Source organism: Gammaproteobacteria bacterium (genome assembly GCA_016195665.1).
Taxonomy (GTDB): domain Bacteria; phylum Pseudomonadota; class Gammaproteobacteria; order SURF-13; family SURF-13; genus JACPZD01.
The window spans coordinates 14,738-34,913 of record JACPZD010000034.1; the positions used below are offsets into that span (position 1 = coordinate 14,738).

Consider the following 20,176-nt stretch of genomic DNA (forward strand, 5'->3'; position numbering starts at 1 on the left):
CCATGATATGTCAGTGAGAGGCAAGTAGGAAGGCGAGTCAACTCTCCGGCGAAAAAGCAGGAGCCTCACGGATCCTCGGGACGCCTAATGCAGCCCGAGGAATGTGCATTTAGCTTTAACGCGCTGGACGCTAATCAGTCACAGTAAACGACTGACTGGTGATAGTGCCGCCAGGGGTGGTGACCTTGACTGTTAGTAGGCCAGTGGCGCCGTTAGCATTGGTGCAGGTGAAAGCGGGCGGCGGTGTAGCGTTAACTCTTTGGTCGGCGTCACTCTTCATGGTGATGGGGAAGCTGGTCGTGTTAGGCCCGGTGCTGGCCGTGTTAGGCACGGTGAAGGAGGGAGAAGAGAGTAGGTTGCCATTGGTCGTCGAGACGTCGATTTTCGTTTTGAACGGCATTACCTGCCCTCTCTGATCCGTCACGGTGAGGAAAACGGTGACGGGGTTATTGGCGAAAGCCACATCCGTGCGACAGGCTATTAGGTTAATTGTCCCCAGCGTAATCACTGCTGTGCTGCCCGACATCACGATAACAATATCGTCACGCACATGCAAGGATTTCGGGGCATCGCAGATCGCGCCAGGGATGCGTGCCGCATCGGTGCACAAGAAGCCGTTGTATTTTCCGTCAGCCGTGTCAAATACACCATTGGCGTTGAAATCTAGAAATTCTTCCGTGGGGTCGCGCACGCCGTTTTCGTTATCGTCGCGGAAGGCCTCGGCTAGATCGTTGGCGCCGGCACCAGTGAGAGTGAAGATGTCGCCGCTGGCATCCAATAGACCGTTACCGTTAGAATCTACAAAGCTCTCTTCGCCAATGGCGGTGGCGAGGATGGTCACCCGGCCATTAATGGGTCGGGGATTGGAGCTGACCCAATTTACCGTACACGTCCCGGCCACGGTGGTGCAGGAGGGAACGATTTGACCGCCCTCGGTGGTAAAGGCCACGGCGGTGCCGTCGGGCACCGGATTGTTGAAGTGATCGCCGACAAAAACAGGCAACGCAACTGTGACTCCATTAAAATCAAACGCCTCTGGATTAAAGGTTGCCACCGAAATCGAGAAGCTGTTTTGGTCCGGAATACCCGTGGTTATCGTAAGTTGATTCGACTGAGTGCGTATGGGCGGGTCGGTGCCGGTGATAGTGGCCGTCACGCGCACGGCGGTCGCCACGGCGCCGGCGGCCACCACCGTTTGCACCAAGCCTTGGGAGTTACTGAAGGCGCTGATCGGCGACAGAGAGAGTCCGCCGACGCTGGTATTGAGCGAGAAAGTGACCGACTGCCCGGCGACGATTCCGCCGGTAGTGTCCTTGACCCTGAATACCACCACTGAGGTTTCCGGTAGCCCCGCTCCGCCCGAACCTTTCAAGCCTATGTTGGTGGGTGTGGCAGAAACGAATTCCAGTGAGCCCAGTACCGGCGGCAGGACGTTGATGGTGCCGGTGGCGCTCAGCAAGCCGACGCCGGGAGGCGTCGGGACCGTGGTGGTGGCGCTGATGACGTCATTGCCGCTGCAACCTTGCGCCGTATATGTTGTCGTCGCCACTCCGTTAACGAGGGCCACGGGAGAGGTCACCTTGGCTTTGCCGAGGGAGATGCAGTTGGAGGTGAAGGTTACGCTCGCGGCCCCCTGGGTATAAGGGCTGCCGTTAGAGTTGGTGACGGTTGCAGTAAGGCCGCTACTGCCACCTGAGGACAAGGTGGTGACTTCTATCGCCAGGGCGATCAGCACCGCGCCTGGCGCCGTGGAAAATCCGCCGCCGCCGCCGCCACACCCCGCGACCACGGTCATCATTAGCAGCGCCAGGATTTTTTTTATCATCTTGCCCATGGTGGAGTTCCTTCAGCTTAATTTGGGGTTAGGTTATATTTAATTTGTTACCGTCAAAGTATCCTTCAAAATCTTGGGCGTGACAAACATCAGCAGCTCGCGTTTGTCATCTACGTTACGGGTGGTGCGGAACAACGCCCCGACGCCGGGCAAGTCGCCGAGCAGCGGCACCCGGTCCACCTCCTTACTGTCGGTCTGCTCATAGACACCGCCCAGCACCACGGTCTCGCCGTTGCCCACCAGCACCTGGGTGACCACCTCGCGGGTGTCTATGCTCGGCACCAGTGAGTTCAATAGTTGTATCGTCTGGCCGACCGTGTCCTTCTTCAGGGAAAGATCCATGATGATGTGATCGTCGGGCGTGATCTGCGGCTTGACCTTGAGCTCCAACACCGCCTTCCTGAACGTGATGGTCGTGGCGCCGCTGGAAGCGGCCTGCAGATACGGGATCTCGACGCCTTGTTCGATACTGGCCTCCTTCTGGTTGGAGGTCACCACACGCGGGTTGGAGAGCACCTCGCCGCGCTTTTCCTTTTGCAGCGCGGAGAGCTCCAGATCGAGCAGGATGTTGGAACCCAGGATGGCGAACGCGATTTGTCCCGCGGGGGTGGACACCGGCAGATTGACGTTCAGCCGGTTGTCGGGGTTGGGTAACACCGGAATGATCTTCGGGATATTGCTTGTGGGGCCGGACGGTAACACCACCGGGAAGGGCTGGCCGCTGTTGCGTATATTGGTCACCGCGCTGTCCACGGTGTTGTTGGTTCCCGCCAAGGTTCCGCTGGTGGTGAGAATGCCGTCATTGCCGTTTTTCTTTACCCCGGTGACGCCGAAGCGCACGCCCAAACTTTTGCTGAAGTCGTTGTTGGCGATCACGATGCGCGATTCGATCAACACCTGCCGCTGGGGGATATCCAGCGTAGTGACGAGCTTTCTGACTTCAACAAGCTTATCGGAGGTGTCCTGTACCAGCAGGGTGTTGGTGCGGTCGTCTATGGTGACGTTGCCGCGCGCCGACAACAGCGAATTCTCCTTCGACTTGAGCAAGGCGGCGAGATCGGAGGCCTTGGCGAAATTTACGCGGATAAACTCGGAGCGCAAGGGCGCCAGTTCCGCCACCTGTTTCTGCGATTCGAGTTCAAGTTTTTCGCGCGCCGCAATCTCTTCGGTCGGCGCGACTTGAATGACATTGCCGGCCTGCCGCATCCCGAGACCCTTGCTCTTCAGGATGATGTCCAGGGCCTGATCCCAGGGTACGTTCTTGAGGCGCAGGGTCACATTGCCCTGCACCGAATCGCTCACCACCATGTTGAGGCCGGTGAAGTCGGCGATCAATTGCAGCACCGCACGCACGTCTATGCTCTGGAAGTTGAGCGAGAGTTTTTCGCCGGTGTAGCCGAGCTTCTCCTTCTTCGCGGCCTCCTGTTCGGCCTTGGTGAGCGGCTTCACCTCGATGGTATAGAGATTGCCGGCCTGATAGGCGAGGTGGTCATATTCACCGCTGGGGGTGATCTCCATGTGCACGTTCTTGCCGCGGGCGCTGGTCTCCACGGTCTTCACCGGGGTGGCGAAATCGGTCACATCGAGGCGGCGCTCCAGGGCTTCGGGTAACGAACTGTTGGCGAAGTCCACCATGATCTTGCCGCCCTGCTCGCGGATGTCCACGCCGGTGGAGGGATCTGAGAGCGTGACGACCACGCGGCCCTCGCCCTTTTCGCCGCGCCGGAAGTCAATATTTTCCAAACCGCGCCCGGCCGGGGCGCTTGCCCGCGGGCGTACCGTGGCGGCGGGTTGAGCCGCGGGGGCGGTCTGCGCCACCGCAGTGGCGGGCGCTTCACCGCCCGCGCTGCCGCCCAGGGTGAGATAGACGTTGTTGCCCTCGATACGGGTTTCGTACGGCGCCAACTGAACCAGATTCAACACGATGCGGGTGCGCCCTTTGGCCTCCACCGCGTTGATGCTGCGGGCGATGCCCACCCCGATCTGCTGGCTCTTTTGCGCGAGCCCCAGCGTGGTGTTGGGGAAGTCCAGCGCGATGCGCGCCGGATTATCTATGGTGAAGCTGATCGGCTGCGCCGGCGGGCCTGACAGGGTGAGCTTGATCTCAACGCGGTCGCCGGGGAGCGATGTGTAACTGATGTCCTGCAGGGTGTTGGCGCCGGGGGCGGTTTCCTCCGCAGGCGCCCAGGCGCCCGGCAGCCACAGGCTGATCAGTAGAGACACGTAGTAGAGCGCCCAGCGTGCCGGGCGGCCGTTTTCTGTAGCGGAATTATTCATATTCATTTTCATTTCTTTTGCTCCCCTGCTGATTCCTCGCTTAAGGCCAAAGAGGCTTGCCGTTCCATCCAGCCCCCCTGCCCGTCTTCTACGATTTCAGTCAACTCGATGAGTTCGTCCGAGATGCGTGTGATCTTGCCGTTGTTCTGTCCCAGATAATTGCCCGGCTGGACGCGGTAGATGGCTCCATCGGGCGCCTTCACGATGGACCATTTACCGCCGCTGCGCTCCAGAGAGCCCACCAGACGGAGGGCGTCGAGGGGGAATTCTTCCAGCGCCTCCTTGGGACGGTTGGCGTCCGGTTTGAGCCCGCCGCCCGCGGTCTGCGTCTTGGATTCGCCGGGCACCACCGGCGGCGTAAAGGGGTCGCGCAGATTGGTAGCGGTATAGGCGAAGGTCTCGTAAGGCTTGATGATCGGCATCGGCTCGATGGGCCCCTTGGGGCGCGCCTTCACCTGCTCGATATAGCTTTGCAGATCCTCGGTATTGTTACCGCAGCCCGCCAACAGGCCGCCGAGCAATGCGACACCCAAGGCGATGCGGCAGCTCACGGTTTGACCCCCTTCTTTTTATCCGCGTCGGTCTGGACGGCGCCCTCCTCGAGATAGCGATAGGTCTTGGTGACAAGCTCCATGACCAATTTGCCGTTCTTGTCTTGAGTTTGCTGAGCGCCTTGCGGGGGATGTATAGCAATATCGTGCATCGTGACGATACGCGGCAGCGCCGCCACACCGCTCACGAAGGCGCCGAATTGATGATAATTGCCGGTGACGCGGATATTGATCGGCAGCTCGGCGTAAAAGTCCTTGGGCGTCTCGTCCTTGGGGCTGAACAGCTCGAATTCGAGTCCGCTGGCCAGGCCCGTCTGAGAGATGTCCACCAACAGGTCCGCTACCTCCGCTTTGCTCGGCAGTTGCCGCAGCATCAGGCCAAAGGAGGCGTTCATTTCATCCAGTTGCTGCTTGTAGGCGTCCAGATTGACGGCCTTGGCCTGCTTGGTTTCGAAAGACTGTTTCAGCTCCTGCTCCTTGGCCTTGGCCTGTTGCAGCGCCTCCCACTGGCCTTTTGTATCGAACCAGTAGCCCGCCCCCAGGAGCACCAGACAGACCACACCGATGGCGACACCTTTGGCCGCCGGCGGCCAACCGCCGATATTGTGGAAATCCAGATCGTTGAAATCGGAAAGATTCATGGCTTGGCCGCTTGACCCGCTTTAGTAGAATCTTTGGATTGATTTTGCTGGGATTGATTTTCTTGGCCCGGCTGGGTTTGCGTCACCCGCAGTGTGTAGCGGGTGGTGCGTACCTTGTCCTTCTCGTTGGTCTCTATCACATCCAGGACCGGGTTCTCCAGCCACGGCGAATCATCGAGATTTTTCATAAGGGCCGACACCCGCGCATTGGACTGGGCTATGCCCTCCAGGGTCAAGGCGTTGCCCTGCATCTTGGCGCTGGTGTAATACACACCCTCCGGCAGGTTCTTGATTAACTCGTCCATAAGGTGCACGGTGAGCGGCCGGCTGGTCTGGAGCTGCTGGATAATATTCATGCGCGAGAGCAGGTTGGAGCGCTGCGTGTCAAGGCTCTGGATCTCCTTGATCTTGGTGTCCAGCTGCGCGATTTCCTGGTTAAGGATCTGGTTGCGGCCCTCCTGATGGCTGATGAGGGCGCCAATATGGATATGCGCGTAGGCAATGATGACCAGCGTCAATACCACGGCGCCGATGCCGATGGACATGAATTGCCGCTCGCTCTCTTTGCGCCGGGCCTCGCGCCAGGGGAGCAGGTTAATGCGCGTGTTCACGCGTCGAAGCTCCGCATGGCGAGTCCGCAGGCCGTGAGCAGGATCGGCGCGTCGCTCTTCAGGGCCTTGGCGTCCACCCGCGAGGCGAGAGTCATGCCGGTAAACGGGTTGGCGACCGAGGCCGGGGTGCCGGTGGTGCTCTCGATCAGGGCCGCGAGCCCGGGCAGCAAGGCAGTGCCGCCGGCCAGCAGGATATGGTCTACGTTATGGTAAGGGCTGGAAGACAAAAAGAACTGCAAAGAGCGGCTGACGTGTCGGGCGACGGCCTCCTTGAAGGGTTCCAGCACCTCGCTGGCGTAATCGGGGGGCAGCCCGCCGCCACCCTGCCGGATGGCCTTGGCGGCCTCTTCCGGACTCAGGCCGTAACGGCTCTGCACCGCCTCGATGAGCTGCTTGTTGCCGAAGCTCTGTTCGCGGCTGTAGACAAGTTTGAGCTTGTCGAGCACGTGGATGCCGCTGGTGGTCGCGCCGAGGTCCACTACGGCGATGACTTGGTTCGCGCCCTTGGGCAGGGCCTGGCCGAGCAGAGAGATGAGGTGTTCTGCGGCGTAGGCCTCGATGTCCACCACTCTGGTGGTGAGCCCGCCCAGTTCGATTGCCGCTACACGAGTATCCACGTTTTCACTGCGCGAGGCGGCCAGCAAAACTTCAACCATGTTTGGATCGCGCGGTGCGGGGCCTAATACCTGAAAATCCAGATTCACGTCTTCAAGGGGGTAAGGGATGTATTGACCGGCCTCCAGTTCGATCTGGGTGGCCATTTCCTCGTCGGTCAAGCCGGCGGGCATATAGATGGTCTTGGTGATGACCGCCGAGCCCGACACCGCTACCGCGGCATTTTTGGCGCGGGTGCGGGCACGCTTGACCGCACGGCTGATGCCGGCGCCCACGGCCTCGACATTGACGATGTTTTTTTCAACGACGGCGCCTGCCGCAAGAGGCTCCACGGCATAGCTCTCAACCCTGTAACGATCCCCGTTGCGGCTTAGCTCTAGCAGTTTTACAGCGGTAGAGCTAATATCTAACCCTAGGATAGTTGGCGCTTTTTGAAAGAAGAGTGGCACCCGATTTTTCCTATGTTATACCCATAGTTACATGCCATATATAGTCTAATTTATTAACTACTGTTCTTAACTATAAGCGATTAAAATAAAAAATCAACTATTTTTTAATACATGCCCGCAGCACGCGGCGGGCGCAAAGCGACGGGGTTTCCAAAGGGGAGAATCGCAGTTCTTCCCTTTGGTCGCCTTCGCGGTTTCACACCGCGAAGAGCGAAATTCCAATTAATTCTGCCATAATGGGTCACTCCCAGGCGGCCATACCCGAGGCTAGTCCTCGTCATTATGAACATATTCTTTAAGGCAGCCGGTTTTGTCCTCGCCACCCTGTTCGGGGTGTTTACCTTGGCCGTTATCGCTGCGGCGCTCGGTTATTATTTATATCTGGAACCGCAACTCCCGCCCATTGCTAACCTGAAGGACGTGCGCATGCAAGTTCCGCTCCATGTCTACGCCCGTGACGGGAACCTGATGGCCGAGTTCGGCGTGAAGCGGCGCATCCCGGTGAAGATCGAGCAGGCGCCGCCGCTGCTCCTGCAGGCGGTGCTGGCCGCCGAAGACGACCGTTTTTATGAGCACCCCGGTGTGGATTACCGCGGCCTGCTGCGCGCCTCTACCCAGTTGTTGCTGACCGGCGAGAAGAAGCAGGGCGGCAGCACCATCACTATGCAGGTGGCGCGCAATTTCTTTCTCGACAGCGAAAAGACCTATCTGCGCAAATTCAAGGAGATCCTGCTCGCCCTCAAGATCGAACGCGAGCTCAGCAAGCCGGAAATCCTGGAACTCTATTTGAACAAGATCTACCTCGGCAACCGCGCCTATGGGGTGGCCGCCGCCGCGCAGTTTTATTACGGTACGACGATAGACAAGTTGAGCGTGGCGCAGATGGCGATGATCGCCGGGCTGCCCAAGGCTCCTTCAAAGTACAACCCGATCGTCAACCTGGCGCGTGCGACCGAACGGCGTAATTACATCCTGGAACGTATGTACGGTCTGGGTTTTCTGAAGGACGACGCCTACCGCGCGGCCCTCGCCGAAACCGAGACCGCGAGCCGCCATGTACAGGCCGTCGCCGTCGAGGCGCCTTATATGGCGGAGATGGTGCGTGCCGAGATGGTCGCGCGCTACGGCGAGGAGGCTTATACCGGCGGCTATACGGTCTACACGACCATGGAGCCCCGCCTGCAAACGGCCGCCAATGCCGAGCTGCGCGCCGCGTTACTGGAATACGATGCCCGCCATGGTTACCGGAAACCGTTGCCGCATGTGGATCTGCCGGCGGGGGGCGGGCCTGAGCAGTGGGCTGAGGTCCTGCAGGAGCAAGTGGAGATTGGCGGGCTGCCGGCGGCGCTGGTGGTCAAGGTCGAGAGCAAGAGCGCGCGCGCGTATCTTACCGATAAGGGAGAAATCGAGTTGCCCTGGGAGGCGATGTCCTGGGCGCGGCCTTATGTCAACGAGAACCGCATGGGACCGAGCCCTAAGTCGGCGGCGGAGATCCTGGCGGTGGGCGACATCGTGCGCGTCCAGCCGCTGCCGGAGGGTAAATGGCGCCTGGCGCAAGTGCCCGCCGTGCAGGGGGCGTTCGTCGCGCTCAACCCCGACAACGGCGCCATCAGCGCGTTGGCCGGGGGGTTGGATTTTTATCAAAGCAGCTTTAACCGCGCCATTCAGGCCGACCGCCAGCCGGGTTCCAGTTTCAAGCCGTTTGTCTATTCCGCCGCGCTGGAGAAGGGATTTACCCCCGCGACGATGGTGAACGACGCCCCGGTGGTCGTCGAGGGGGCGAGTCTGGGCGAAGACTGGCGTCCCGAAAATTATGGCCGGGATTTCCTCGGCCCTATCCCGCTGCGCCAGGCCTTGGCATTGTCGCGCAACCTGGTCTCGATCCGGGTGCTGCGTGCCTTGGGGATAGAGTATACCCGAGACTATGTCACCCGCTTCGGGTTCAAGTCCGGCCGGCTGCCGCAAGGTTTGTCACTGGCCCTAGGCAGCGGTGTCGCTACCCCGCTGGAGATGGCGAAGGGCTTTAGCGTCTTCGCCAGCGGCGGCTATCGGGTGGAGCCGTATTTCATCGAACGTATTGAGGATCCCGAGGGAAAGATTTTGGTGCAGGCCCAGCCCCTGACGGCCTGCCGGGAATGCGTCCCCAGCCCCGTCGAGGCGACGCCCGCCGGCCTTGAGGATCAGCTGCAGGCGGACATCCGTGCCGAAGAGGGAGGCATGCCGCCGGCAACACAGAATGCCGTTGTTGCACCCATAGCTGTGCCCGGTGGGGCCGGCCGCACCGCGCCCCGCGTCATCAGCGCCGAGAATGCCTATCTCATGACCTCAATGATGCAGGATGTCATCCGCAAGGGCACGGGCCGCAAGGCGCTGGCGCTCAAACGCGGTGATATCGCGGGCAAGACCGGCACCACCAACGAACAGCGTGACGCCTGGTTCGCGGGCTTTACCCCCAGCCTGGCGGCGGTCAGTTGGGTGGGCTTCGATAACCATACCCCGTTGGGCGATCAGGAGACCGGCGGCCATGCCGCCTTGCCGATGTGGATGTACTTTATGAGCGAGGCCCTCAAAGATGTACCGGAAAGTGCCTGGCCCCAGCCGCCCGGCATCGTCACTGCACGCATCAACCCGGTGACCGGGCTGCTCGCCGCCGACGATGATCCCGATGGTGTGTCAGAATTCTTTATGAAGGACTTTGTGCCCCTACAGCAGTCGGGCACGGGCGCCGCCGCAGGAGGGGCGGGTGGGGGAGCGGAACTGTTGTTTTGAATGTGCACTTTGAAGATTTATAAGATATCACCGCAGAGGGCGCAGAGGAAAAACATGAAAATGGTTTGTTTCTTCTCTGCGTCCTCCGTGGTGAATTTTTTTCGGCAAATGGATTCACTTCCCTGACTATGACTATCCATCAGCGCGACAAACGAATGCGGCAGTACATCGCCCTGGAGGCGGCGCGGCTCATGGCGGAGCACGGCGTCAATGATCACTACGCCGCCAAACGCAAGGCGGCCCAGCAATTAGGCGCGCCGGATACCCGCAACATGCCGAGTAATCAGGAGATCGAAGAGGCCCTCCAGGATTATCAGCGCCTCTTCAAGGCCGCCAGCCAGCCACAGCGGCTCAAGCATCTACGCGCAGCGGCCCAACACTTCATGGGCGTGTTCGAGGCGTTTCAGCCGCGCCTGGTCGGATCGGTACTGAGCGGCACGGCCGGCGAGCATTCGGATGTCAATCTGCACCTGTTCACGGACAGCACGGAGGAGGTCGGTTTTTTCCTCATGCAGGAGGGGATCCCGTTTCAAACCGGGGAACGGTGGTTGCGGCCGGATAATGCGGCGCCGCCCCAAGCGTTTCCCACCTATAGATTCATGGCCGGAGATGTCGCCATGGATTTGACGGTGTTTCCCTTGGTCGGGATCCGGCAACCACCGCGCAGCCCGGTGGATGGACGCCCAATGCACCGGGCGCCTTTGGCGGCGGTCATCAAGCTGAGTGAGGAGGGGGCGTATGAAAAGGGCTATTTGTCACTACCCTAGCAGGTTAAGGCAGGCCAGACTTGCAGGCTCAAAAGCGAGTATCTATGCGCTTTCCTGAGGCTGCGCAGGGCTAGCTTGTACACAGTCCAACGTCCGCTTCACGTAAGGATTACAAGCCGGCGCTAGAAGTCTGGCCTTGTATTTATAACTTATTGATTTACATAATTATTATAGAACAGTATAAATTATGTCCATTTTGTTACAAAGCCAACGATGATGCGGCTTGGCAAAACATTACCCCATGTATTCCACAAAGTTATCCACAGTTTTTGTGGATAAATACTAATCTGTTGGTTACACATGAACTTAGCTAATTTTGGTCACGAAATTCCTCAACCAAATCGCCCAACTCGATGCCTGCTCACGGTGTCTCCGGGCGATTGATTCCGGCCCGTAATGCCTCGCTCATTGACCATAGTGCAGGTCGCCGTGCCTGCTCCGCTGCGTCATACTTTTGACTATCTATCCCTCAAGGGAGGCGACTCTATGGGCTTGGTAAGTGGTGTGAGGGTCAAGGTACCCTTTGGCCGCGGCACCGCAGTGGGCGTGGTGATGGCGGTCGTCCAGGGCAGCCGGATTGCTTCCCACCGCCTCAAGCCGGTGTTGAGCGTGCTGGATAAGGAGCCCCTGTTCTCCGCGGATCAGCTCGATCTGTTGCAGTGGGCAAGCAGTTATTATCAGCACCCCATCGGCGAGGTGATTGCGAGCGCCTTGCCCGCGCCGTTGCGCCGGGGCCGCCCGGCCCTAGTAAGGGTGAGGCGTGAGTTAAAGGCAGGTGAGGTGTCAGGAGTGAGGAGTGAGACGTTAGAAGCAGGTGAGGCGTTAGTCGTGGGGTATGACTACTCCTCACTCCTCACCCCTCACTCCTCACTGGCTTCTAAACTCCTCACTCCTCACGCCTCGCCCGTTTCGCCACTACTGAACCCAGCCCAACGGCAAGCAGTAGAGGCCGTGAACGCCGCCCAAGGCTTTCAGGCCTTTTTGCTGGACGGCGTGACCGGCAGCGGCAAGACGGAGGTGTATCTGTGTATCATCGAGCAGGCCATCGCCGCCGGCCGTCAGGCGCTGGTGCTGGTGCCAGAGATCGGCCTAACCGCGCAATGGGTCGAGCGCTTCACCGAACGTTTTAACAGCGACGTACCGGGACGTACTAGTGTCGCGGGAGGCAGGATGCCGGGAGCGACCACGGTGGCGGTGCTGCATTCCGGCCTCACCGATCAGGAACGGCTCAAGGCCTGGTTGATGGCGCGCAGCGGAGAGGCCGCCGTGGTGTTGGGCACCCGTTCGGCGGTGTTCACGCCAATGAGCAGGCTGGGGGTGATTGTGGTGGATGAGGAGCACGATCTCTCTTATAAACAACAGGAGGGGTTCCGCTACCACGCCCGCGATGTCGCGGTGCTGCGTGCGCAGCGCTTGGGCATCCCTATTATGCTTGGTTCAGCGACCCCGGCGCTGGAAAGTCTCTATAACGCCGGGCAGGGCCGCTACCGGCGGCTGGTGTTACCGGAGCGCACCGCTGTCGCTCAACATAACGACGTCACGGTGGTGGACAGGCGGCGCGCGCCCGCCGACGGTATCCTGTCGCAGCCGTTGCTGACCTTAATGCGGCAACACCTGGAGCGCGGCGAACAGGTGCTGCTGTTTCTGAACCGGCGCGGCTATGCCCCGACCCTGCTCTGCGACCGCTGCGGCTGGGTGGCGCGCTGCGCGCGTTGCGAGGTGCGCATGGTGTTGTATCAACAGCGGCGCCTGTTGCGTTGTCACCACTGCGGGGCCGAGCGCGCCGCCGAACAGCAGTGTCCGGATTGCGCGGGAACGGCGTTGCGCCCCCTGGGCCACGGCACGGAGCGCGCGGAAGAAATCCTGGCGCGGCACTTTCCCGGCGCCGGACTGATCCGCATAGACCGCGACAGCACCCGCCGCAAGGGGTCTTTGCAGGATATGCTGGATGGTGTGCACAGCGGCCGCAGTCAAATTCTCATCGGCACGCAAATGCTGGCCAAGGGCCATCACTTTCCGAACGTAACCCTGGCCGGCATCCTCGATGCCGATCAAGGCCTGTACGGCGTGGATTTTCACGCCAGCGAGAGGATGGCTCAGACCATTGTGCAAGTGGCAGGGCGGTCGGGCCGCAGCGACAAGCCCGGCGCGGTGGTGATACAGACCCATCACCCCGATCACCCTCTGCTGCAAACCTTGTTGACGCGCGGCTATCACGCCTTTGCAACGGCTGCGCTCGACGAGCGCCGCCAGGCGGGTCTGCCACCTTATAGCATGATGGCCTTGTTGCGCGCCGAGGCAGTGAGCCGCAGCGCGCCGGAGGCCTTCTTGAACCAGGCCCGTGCGGAAGCGGAGACGCTGCTGACGAAGGGCGTGCAGTTGCTCGGGCCGCTGCCCGCGCCAATGGAGAAGCGGGCGGGGCGCTATCGCGCCCAGTTATTGTTGCAGTCCACGCGCCGCGCGGAATTGCAGCGTCTGTTACAGGCCTGGATACCCCTGCTGGAAAAACTCAAGCTTGCACGCAAGGTGCGCTGGTCGCTGGATGTGGACCCGATGGAGATGCTTTAGTAGCTAGGGAAGCTCTAAGGAAACTCTGAAAAATATATCGCCAACCGCCAAGGCGCCAAGGTCACCAAGAAAAAAGGCTTGAATTTGTAAAGAAAAGTCTTGGCGTTCTTGGCGTCTTGGCGGTTCAACATGATCAGAGCTTCCCTAAATAAGTCCATCCTGGACTTCTCAGAGCACGAAAAGCAAAAATGTGATTTTTGCTTTTCTTCATTTTTCAAACACTTCCGTGTTTGAAAAAGGGTGGTGCATCCTTGCACCACAGGAACCTCTGGCTTAATCAGAGGTTCCCTAGCCATCTAAATATTGTCGAGAATCTCTTGAAATGTTGTCGATAATGTGTAAAATGCTTGTCGATATTGTTTATTTTGTTTATAAATCATGAGAAAGAAAACATCCGAAATCAGAAATTTCATGCTGCGCATATGCCGCAATAAGGCGCGTAATGTTGCTGCTGAAACGGCACGGCATTTCGGTATTTCCAAGCAAGCCGCAAGCCGTCATCTGCACGCACTTGAACATGACGGAATGATTGGCTCTTCGGGTAGTGGAAACGTAAAGGTTTCGTGGCTTATTCCATTGATTGAAAAATCCTGGATATTCCCTTTGGCCGGTTTGAGGGAAGATATAGTTTGGCTTGAAACGTTGGCGCCACTTCTGGCCGGCTTGCCAGAAAATGTACGCGACATGTGGCATTACGGCGTCACGGAAATGATCAATAACGCCATAGATCATTCCGAAGGGACTGAGATCAGGGTTCATTTCGCTCGCACCGCGCTCGATACAGAGATCTGGATTAACGATGACGGGGAAGGCATTTTTCATCGCATTCAACGATTAGAAAATCTATATGATCCCAGAGAGGCGATCCTGGAACTGGCAAAAGGAAAGTTCACAACAGATCCGGCCAACCATTCTGGTGAGGGTATATTTTTCACCTCGCGAGCTTTTGATTCATTCGCAATCATGTCGCGTACGCTCTATTTCTCGCACACGGCAGAGCCGGATGATTGGTTGATAGATGACGAGAAAGACATCCCGGGGACACGCGTGTTATTGAAGCTAGATAACGATAGCCAGCGTACGCTTGCTTCGATTTACTCACAGTTTGCTGCGCCAGACGAATTTACTTTCAGCAAAACCATTGTTCCGGTTCGATTGGCTCGCCATGAAGGTGAGAAGCTTGTTTCACGTTCACAGGCAAAGCGTCTGGTATCTCGCTTTGAGAAATTTAAGACGGTAGTTCTGGACTTCACTGGAGTGGAAGAAATCGGCCAGGCCTTTGCTGACGAGATTTTCCGGGTGTTCGCCTCATCGCACCCAGAAATTGAATTAATTACAATTCACGCCACAACAGAAGTACAGCAAATGATAGTTCGCGCTTTGGCTGTTAGATGAGCCTCACTGCGTCCACGCTGTTGCGCGAACCTGGTTAATAGAACGGCAGCTGGCTCACAGTGAGCGCAACTAGGTCAGCGGCTGTCTGACAATCCCCTTACCCCTACCATCCGCCGGCCGGAATCTCCCGTTCGTCTGCTATCCTCAACATTTTGGCACATCTGATCCTTACGCACCGCTCCAGCGTATCCTGAAGAGCGCCATCAGCGGCGGCGGCAGCGGAATTTCGGCGGTACTATGACTTGGGTGGAGATTCATCCGCAGTAATAGTGGGCGAAGAAGGCTGGGATGAGGCACAGCACAATGCAGTCTAACTTTGAACCGTCAGACTGCCCCGGATCAAGTCCGGGGCAGTCCCCGCAGCCTGACCCACAAGGCTAATCAAAACAGCACGCCATCACGGCTTGGTGTAAAATTCGCGCTTCACAAAGCGACTAACCAAGGCGTATCTTGAAACACTCCATCCAGACTTTACTCTCTCTCGCCATTTCCAGACTGCAAGCCGACGGGTTGTTGCCTGGGAATCTGGAAGTGTGGGCGGAGGTCGAGCGGGCGCGCGACAAGCAACACGGCGATTTTGCCAGTACGGTGGCGCTCGGTCTTGCCAAGGTGGCGCGGCGCAAGCCGCGCGAGCTGGCGGAGCTGATCGCCGGGCGTCTGCCGCACTCGGAGATGATCGCCAAGGTCGAGATTGCTGGACCCGGCTTCATCAATTTCTTTCTGACACCGGCTGCGTTTCAGATTATCGTAGGCGAGATTCTCGATCGCGGTGAGGCGTATGGGTTGGGCACGTCGGGACAGGGGAAACCGGTGCAGATCGAGTTCGTCTCGGCCAATCCCAACGGCCCGCTGCACGTCGGCCACGGGCGTGGCGCGGCCATCGGCAGTGCGCTGGCCAATCTGCTGGAGGCCGCCGGTTACAAGGTCTATCGCGAATATTATGTCAATGACGCCGGGCGGCAGATGGATATCCTCACGGTCAGCATCTGGCTGCGTTATCTGGAGCTGCTCGGCGAACCGGTGACGTTTCCCGCCAACGGTTACAAGGGCGATTACGTATTCGACATTGCCCGCGCACTGCATGATGAATACCGCGACGCATTGCGCCACCCGGTGAGCGAGGTGACGAAAGATCTGCCTCCCGACGCCGCACCGGACGGGGGCGGCGACAAGGAGGCGCACATAGACGCGCTGATTCTGCGCGCCAAGATTTTGTTGGGAGATGAGACCTACCGCACGATCTTCGATCGCGGCCTCGACACCATTCTCGCCGACATCCGTGACGATCTCGCCGAGTTCGGAGTCAGTTACGATAACTGGTTCTCCGAACGCTCGCTCACCGACAGTGGCGCGGTGGATCGGGCCGTCGAGCGCCTGAAGGAGAGCGGTCACCTCTACGAATGGAACGGCGCATGGTGGTTTCGCACCACCGACTACGGCGATGAGAAAGACCGTGTCGTGGTGCGTGAGAACGGCCAGCCGACCTATTTTGCCTCCGACATCGCCTATCATCTGACCAAACTCGAACGCGGCTTTGAGCGTATGGTGAATGTCTGGGGCGCGGATCATCACGGCTATATCCCGCGCGTCAAGGCGGCGCTCGCGGCGCTCGGCGCCGATCCCGTGTGTCTGGAAGTGGTGCTGGTGCAGTTTGCGATTTTGTATCGCGGCGGCGAGCGCGCGCAGATGTCCACCCGCTCGGGCGAGTTCGTGACCCTGCGCGAGCTACGCAACGAGGTCGGCAGCGACGCGGCGCGGTTTTTTTATGTGATGCGCAAGAGCGACCAGCACCTGGATTTTGATCTGGATCTCGCCAAGTCGCAGAGCAACGACAATCCGGTATATTATTTACAGTACGCCCACGCGCGCATTTGCAGCGTGCTGCGTCTGGCCGAGGAGCGCGGCCAAAGTTGGGATGAAACACAAGGCCGGGCGCATTTGCATCTGCTCACGGAGCCGCACGAGCAGAATTTGTTGACGACCTTATCGCGTTATCCGGAGGTCATCGAGGCTGCGGCAGAGGCCCATGAACCCCACCAGATCGCCTATTATCTCAAGGAGCTGGCCACGGACTTCCACACCTATTACAACGCACACATCTTTTTGGTGGACGATGCCGCTCTGCGCAATGCGCGTCTCGCGCTGCTCGCGGCAACGCGGCAGGTGTTGCGCAACGGGCTGGCGCTGTTGGGCGTCAGCGCGCCGCAGGCGATGTAGTGGCGCGCGATTATAAAAACGCGGGGCGCGGCAGACCCGCGCCGCAGACACCCGGCTGGGTGTGGCTGCTGGCAGGGCTGCTGATGGGCCTTACGGTCGCCCTGCTTGTGTATCTGGGTGGATACAATATCTCTGAGCTCAGGAACAGCCGTACCACGCCCGTGCAAACAGAGGGAAGTCTCCCAACCGATGCGCGCAGCGTGAGCAAGCCGTCCCAACCTCAACCTCTGCCCGAAACGCCGGCGGCGGCCAAGCCGCGCTTCGATTTTTACACCATCCTGCCGGAGATGGAGGTCGCCGTCCCTGAACAAGAGACGGCCGCCTCCACACCTAAATCGGCGTCCAATTTAAGTGGGGAGGCGCAGGGCGAAGGCGCTGCCCCGGTTGATAAGCCGGGCGCCTATATCCTGCAGGCGGGCTCGTTCCGCAGCCTCGAGGAGGCGGACAAGCTGAAGGCCAGCCTGGTGTTATTAGGCGTCGAGGCCGGCATCCAGACCGTCACCGTCAATAATAAAGACACCTGGCATCGCGTTCAGATCGGCCCCTATAATGATCTCGCCGAGGTCAATCAGATTCGCGCACGGCTCAAGCAAAACAACATCGAGGTGGTGTTGTTGAAAGTAAGGAGTTAAGGAACCTCTGATTAAGAACTTATCCATAAATAATTTACCGCAGAGGGCGCAGAGGAATCAAGAAGGATTTGTTTCTCCTCCGCGTCCTCCGCGGTGAAGCTTTTTCACCGCAAGGGACGCAGGGGAACTATTTATGGATATGCTCTAAGTCAGAGGTTCCTGCGGTGCAGGGATGCACCGCCATTTTTCAAACACGCAAGTGTTTGAAAAATGAAGAAAAGCACCATAATAATCTTATGGCCACGTTTTTGCTTTTTGCCGGGCAGGACGCCCCAATGCCGCGGGCGCAGGGATGCGCAGGAGCGGCCGTGCCCTGAGAAGTCCGGGACGGACTTATTCAGAGCTTCCTTAAGTCTGGCCTGATGTTTGCACGCTATTAGCCAGATTTGGGTGGCTGCGCGACGTATTTTATAAAGGCCTCACCGCAGAGGGCGCAGAGAGAAAATAAAAACCTAGGTATCTTTTTCTCTGCGTCCTCTGCGGTGTTATTTTGTAGTAGGCCGAATGAATTCGGCCCTACAATTATTAACAGGAGCCGGTTTTGCAAACACAAGAAAGTTGGCGGGTGGCGGGCCCTCAGGCCGCTTCGTTTGACCCCTTGCTGGAGTGTCTGGTGCTGCTCACTAAGACGCTGCACCGGCCGTTTTCCGCCGAGTCGCTGTCGGCCGGTCTGCCGCTGGTCAATCATCAACTCACGCCTGAACTGTTTATCCGCGCCGCGGCCCGCGCGGGGCTCGCCGCCAAGGTCGTCAAACGGCCGCTGGCCAAGATCTCCAGTCTGGTGCTGCCCGCCGTGCTGTTGCTCAATGACCGGCAGGCCTGCGTGCTGACCGAGTTAAAAGACGCTGATGCAGCCAGAATCATCCAGCCCGAAGTCGGCGCGGGCGTAAAAGACATCGCGCTCGCCGATCTGAATAAAGTGTATTCCGGTTACGCGATCTTCGCGCAGCCGGTGTTCCGCTTCGACGCGCGCACCGAACAGTCCGCCACCCCCAGCCCGCACCACTGGTTTTGGGGGGCCTTGCTGAAATCCTGGAGCATTTACGGCGAGGTGCTGGTCGCCTCGTTGCTGATCAATATCTTCGCGCTGGCCTCGCCGCTGTTCATCATGAACGTGTACGACCGCGTGGTGCCGAACCGCGCCGTCGAGACCTTGTGGGTGCTCGCCATCGGCGTCACCATCGCCTTTACCTTCGACATCATCATGCGCACCCTGCGCGGCTATTTCATAGACATCGCCGGCAAGCGCTCCGATGTGATTTTGTCCGCCCGCATTTTCGAGCAGGTGCTGGGGATACAGATGGCGGCGCGGCCCGCCTCGGTGGGGGCCTTCGCCAACAACCTGCATGAATTTGAATCGTTCCGCGATTTTTTCACCTCGGCGACCCTCACCACGCTGATTGACCTGCCCTTCGCCTTGTTGTTCATCGCGGTGATCGCCCTGCTCGGCGGCCCATTGGCGTGGATTCCCATCGCAGCAATCCCGCTGGTGATCGGAGTCGGGATGCTGTTGCAGGCGCCGCTCAACAACACCGTTAAAGAAACGTATCAGCACCTCGGCCAGAAGCACGCCACGTTGATCGAGACCTTGAGTGGCCTTGAAACTCTCAAGAGCATGGGGGCGGAGAGCCCTATGCAGCGGCGTTGGGAACAGACCGTCGGGGTGCTCGCCACGCTGGGCCTGAAGACCCGCTTTTTATCCGCGCTGGGGGTCAATTTTTCCACTTTCGTGCAACAGATGGCGACCATCGCGGTGGTGGTATATGGCGTGTATTTGATCGCCGCCGGTACGCTGACCATGGGTGCGCTGATCGCCTGTACGCTGCTCGCCGGCCGCGCGCTCGCGCCGTTGTCGCAGGTGGCTGGGCTGCTGGCCCGTTATCATCAGTCGGTCGCCACCCTGCGCACGCTCAACAAGATCATGGAACTGCCGGTCGAGCGTCCCGCCGGGAAGGCCTTTCTGCACCGGCCCACGCTGCAAGGCGGCATCGAATTCAAGGACGTGAGCTTCAGTTATCCAAACCAGCAGGTCGGCGCGCTGAACGGGGTTTCGTTCAAGGTCGCGCCCGGCGAGCGGGTGGCCATCATCGGGCGCATCGGTTCGGGTAAAAGCACCATCGAGAAACTGATCCTCGGTCTGTACCCCCCCGGCTCCGGGGCCATCCTGATGGACGGCACCGACATACGGCAAATGGATCCCGCCGTACTGCGCCGCAACGTCGGCTATGTGCCGCAAGACATCGTGCTGTTCTACGGCAGTGTGAAAGACAACATCGTGCTGGGCGCGCCCTACGCCGACGACGGCGCGGTGTTGCGCGCCGCAGAAATCGCCGGCGTCACCGAATTCATCGCCCGCCACCCGCAGGGTTTCGATCTCCAGACCGGCGAGCGCGGCGAAAATCTTTCCGGCGGGCAGCGGCAGACCATCGCGATCGCCCGCGCACTGCTGCTGGAGCCGCCCATCCTATTGCTGGACGAGCCCAGCAACGCGATGGATAACAGCACCGAGGAAAGACTCAAGCAGAAATTGGCCGCGCTGCTGGAAGGCCGCACGTTGTTGTTGGTTACCCACCGCGCCTCCCTGCTTACACTTGTAAATCGCGTGATTGTGGTGGACGGGGGACGGGTCGTCGCCGACGGTCCGAAGGAGCAGGTCTTACACGCCCTCAGCGAAGGCAAGCTGCAAGCCTCGAAGAAGTAAACATAATTCACCGCAGGGGACGCAGAGGAACACAAAGGAAAATATACAAACCTTCAAGGATGCAAAGGAATAACATCAAAGGGGTTTGTTTCTCCTCCGCGTCCTCCGCGGTGAATTGTTGTTACCGCAGAGGACGCAGAGGAACACAA

13 protein-coding genes are annotated in these 20,176 nt (G+C 59.1%); 7 read left to right on the plus strand and 6 right to left on the minus strand.

Annotated elements, in window-relative coordinates:
- Positions 1–130: 130 nt before the first annotated feature.
- From HY028_09025 to HY028_09050, 6 genes are all read right to left on the minus strand, one after another.
- A complete protein-coding gene (locus HY028_09025) occupies positions 131–1,834 on the minus strand; it encodes a hypothetical protein (protein MBI3344976.1) in 1,704 nt (567 codons plus the stop codon).
- Between the two features lie 39 nt (positions 1,835–1,873).
- Positions 1,874–4,111: a type IV pilus secretin PilQ gene (locus HY028_09030; protein ID MBI3344977.1), complete on the minus strand. Its 2,238-nt coding sequence runs from the start codon at positions 4,109–4,111 to the stop codon at positions 1,874–1,876.
- An 8-nt stretch (positions 4,112–4,119) separates the two neighbouring features.
- Complete coding sequence (locus tag HY028_09035) at positions 4,120–4,662, minus strand: pilus assembly protein PilP (GenBank protein ID MBI3344978.1); 543 nt, start codon at positions 4,660–4,662, stop codon at positions 4,120–4,122.
- Positions 4,659–5,303, minus strand: a complete 645-nt coding sequence (locus tag HY028_09040) for a type 4a pilus biogenesis protein PilO (protein MBI3344979.1) — start codon at positions 5,301–5,303, stop codon at positions 4,659–4,661. The genes HY028_09035 and HY028_09040 overlap by 4 nt, the downstream gene beginning before the upstream one ends.
- A complete protein-coding gene (locus HY028_09045) occupies positions 5,300–5,848 on the minus strand; it encodes a PilN domain-containing protein (protein MBI3344980.1) in 549 nt (182 codons plus the stop codon). The genes HY028_09040 and HY028_09045 overlap by 4 nt, the downstream gene beginning before the upstream one ends.
- Positions 5,849–5,910: 62 nt before the next feature.
- Entirely contained in the window at positions 5,911–6,978 is a 1,068-nt protein-coding gene (locus HY028_09050) for a pilus assembly protein PilM (protein MBI3344981.1), read from the minus strand.
- A gap of 282 nt (positions 6,979–7,260) precedes the next feature.
- Between HY028_09050 and HY028_09055 the strand changes: the two genes are divergently transcribed.
- The 7 genes from HY028_09055 to HY028_09085 all read left to right on the plus strand — a co-directional run bounded on the left by HY028_09055 (position 7,261) and on the right by HY028_09085 (position 20,027).
- The gene (locus HY028_09055; GenBank protein MBI3344982.1) at positions 7,261–9,747 is read left to right on the plus strand and encodes a penicillin-binding protein 1A; all 2,487 of its coding nucleotides are present in this window, start codon (positions 7,261–7,263) and stop codon (positions 9,745–9,747) included.
- 134 nt (positions 9,748–9,881) lie between these two features.
- The gene (locus HY028_09060; protein MBI3344983.1) at positions 9,882–10,514 is read left to right on the plus strand and encodes a hypothetical protein; all 633 of its coding nucleotides are present in this window, start codon (positions 9,882–9,884) and stop codon (positions 10,512–10,514) included.
- 396 nt (positions 10,515–10,910) lie between these two features.
- Positions 10,911–13,082 (plus strand): primosomal protein N', encoded by a 2,172-nt coding sequence (locus HY028_09065; protein ID MBI3344984.1) that lies wholly within the window; start codon positions 10,911–10,913, stop codon positions 13,080–13,082.
- Positions 13,083–13,460: 378 nt separating this feature from the next.
- Complete coding sequence (locus HY028_09070; protein ID MBI3344985.1) at positions 13,461–14,477, plus strand: DUF4325 domain-containing protein; 1,017 nt, start codon at positions 13,461–13,463, stop codon at positions 14,475–14,477.
- 450 nt (positions 14,478–14,927) lie between these two features.
- Positions 14,928–16,694: an arginine--tRNA ligase gene (locus HY028_09075; GenBank protein ID MBI3344986.1), complete on the plus strand. Its 1,767-nt coding sequence runs from the start codon at positions 14,928–14,930 to the stop codon at positions 16,692–16,694.
- Positions 16,695–16,777: 83 nt separating this feature from the next.
- Complete coding sequence (locus HY028_09080; GenBank protein ID MBI3344987.1) at positions 16,778–17,326, plus strand: SPOR domain-containing protein; 549 nt, start codon at positions 16,778–16,780, stop codon at positions 17,324–17,326.
- A gap of 541 nt (positions 17,327–17,867) precedes the next feature.
- Complete coding sequence (locus HY028_09085; protein MBI3344988.1) at positions 17,868–20,027, plus strand: type I secretion system permease/ATPase; 2,160 nt, start codon at positions 17,868–17,870, stop codon at positions 20,025–20,027.
- Positions 20,028–20,176: the final 149 nt, after the last annotated feature.

Excerpts from the sequence above, each read along its gene's own strand:
- HY028_09025 (MBI3344976.1), bottom strand. The coding sequence starts at position 1,834 with ATGGGCAAGATGATAAAAAAAATCCTGGCGCTGCTAATGATGACCGTG.
- HY028_09030 (MBI3344977.1), bottom strand. The coding sequence starts at position 4,111 with ATGAATAATTCCGCTACAGAAAACGGCCGCCCGGCACGCTGGGCGCTC.
- HY028_09040 (MBI3344979.1), bottom strand. The coding sequence starts at position 5,303 with ATGAATCTTTCCGATTTCAACGATCTGGATTTCCACAATATCGGCGGT.
- HY028_09045 (MBI3344980.1), bottom strand. The coding sequence starts at position 5,848 with ATGTCCATCGGCATCGGCGCCGTGGTATTGACGCTGGTCATCATTGCC.
- HY028_09055 (MBI3344982.1), top strand. The coding sequence starts at position 7,261 with ATGAACATATTCTTTAAGGCAGCCGGTTTTGTCCTCGCCACCCTGTTC.
- HY028_09065 (MBI3344984.1), top strand. The coding sequence starts at position 10,911 with ATGCCTCGCTCATTGACCATAGTGCAGGTCGCCGTGCCTGCTCCGCTG.
- HY028_09070 (MBI3344985.1), top strand. The coding sequence starts at position 13,461 with ATGAGAAAGAAAACATCCGAAATCAGAAATTTCATGCTGCGCATATGC.
- HY028_09080 (MBI3344987.1), top strand. The coding sequence starts at position 16,778 with ATGGGCCTTACGGTCGCCCTGCTTGTGTATCTGGGTGGATACAATATC.